This is a genomic window from Polaromonas sp. CG_9.7 (genome assembly GCF_015752205.1).
In the GTDB taxonomy this organism is placed as follows: domain Bacteria; phylum Pseudomonadota; class Gammaproteobacteria; order Burkholderiales; family Burkholderiaceae_C; genus Polaromonas.
The window spans coordinates 1-1,246 of the sequence record NZ_JADOVG010000051.1; the positions used below are offsets into that span (position 1 = coordinate 1).

At 54.5% G+C, this 1,246-nt stretch carries 2 protein-coding genes; both read left to right on the forward strand.

Going from position 1 to position 1,246, the window contains the following annotated elements; translation table 11 throughout:
- The first annotated feature begins 106 nt into the window (after positions 1–106).
- Positions 107–586 carry a helix-turn-helix domain-containing protein gene (locus IWX87_RS19455; protein ID WP_196865144.1) on the forward strand — a complete coding sequence of 160 codons (480 nt, stop codon included), beginning with the start codon at positions 107–109 and terminating at the stop codon, positions 584–586.
- Positions 570–1,235 (forward strand): IS630 family transposase, encoded by a 666-nt coding sequence (locus IWX87_RS19460; RefSeq protein WP_196865145.1) that lies wholly within the window; start codon positions 570–572, stop codon positions 1,233–1,235. The genes IWX87_RS19455 and IWX87_RS19460 overlap by 17 nt, the downstream gene beginning before the upstream one ends.
- The last annotated feature ends 11 nt before the right edge of the window (positions 1,236–1,246 follow it).

The following is a 1,246-nucleotide window of genomic DNA, read 5'->3' on the forward strand; positions in this document are numbered from 1 at the left end:
CTAGTAGACAGTCAACCTGATTCGTTAATTAAAGTCTAAATTTTTCTGCTGGGTTACTTTTGCCAGTTTTGTGGGCGATATTCTCCGAAACCACTTGGAGACGGCCATGCCACGAATCACATCGCCTAACAGAATCGAACTCAGCGATGACGAGCAAGAGCATCTTTTCGCCATCATCCACAAGGGCGTCAACAGCGCTCGCGTGATCACCCGCGCGCGTATCTTGACCAAACTTGCCAAAGGCCACTTCAATCAAGATATCTGCCTAGCCTTGGATGTCTCGTTACCTACCGTTTTAAAAATCCGAAAGCGTCTCGCTGAAGGCGGCTTGGAGGCCGCGTTGGGTGAGTTGCCCCGCCCGGGCTCCAAACCCAAGCTTGACGCCAAGCAAGCGGCGATGATTACGGCGATCGCCTGCTCAAAAGCACCCGATGGGCACGACCACTGGACCTTACGCCTGCTGGGCTCGAAAATCGTGGAACTCGGCTTTGCCCAGTCATACAGCCATGAAGGCGTGCGCCAGCTTTTAAAAAAGCGAACTCAAGCCGTGGCAAAAGCAGGAGTGGTGCATCGCAAAAGTCGATGAAGAGTTCGTCGCTTGCATGGAGGACGTCATTGAAATTTACGGACTCCCGCTCCACGAGAAAAATCCAGTGGTGTGTTTCGATGAAAGCCCGTTTCAGCTACTGCGGGAGGTACGCGAGGCGATGCCGGGGGCACCAGGACGGCCCCGGCGCGAGGATTGCGAATACGAGCGCTGCGGCGTGGCAGAAGTGATGATGATCTGCCAGCCAGCGGCTGGGCTGCGCAAATGCCTGGTGATGGAGCATCGCAAAAAGACTGATTTCGCCGCCGTGTGCAAGGAGCTTGACGGGATGTTTCCCAAAGCCCAGAAGATCACGCTGGTCTGCGACAACTTGAACACGCACACCAAGGGTGCGCTCTACACCACATTTGCGCCAGAAGAGGCACGCCGACTGGCCAAGAAAATCGAGATCAGGCACACGCCCAAGCATGGCTCATGGCTCAACATCGCCGAGCTGGAGTTTGCAGTCCTGGGCCGCACGGTCTTCAAGAAGAGGATCTCCGATAAAGAGCAATTGCAACGCGAACTTGATGCGATCTGTGCGCACAGAAATGCTGAGGCCAAACCAATACGCTGGCAATTCAACTTAAGCAAGGCACGCCAAAAAATGGCTTGGGTCTATCCGCACGCAGACAACGAATCAGGTTGACTGTCTACTAG

Bases quoted from the DNA above. Each gene is read 5' to 3' on its own strand.
- IWX87_RS19455 (WP_196865144.1), top strand. From the start codon at position 107: ATGCCACGAATCACATCGCCTAACAGAATCGAACTCAGCGATGACGAG.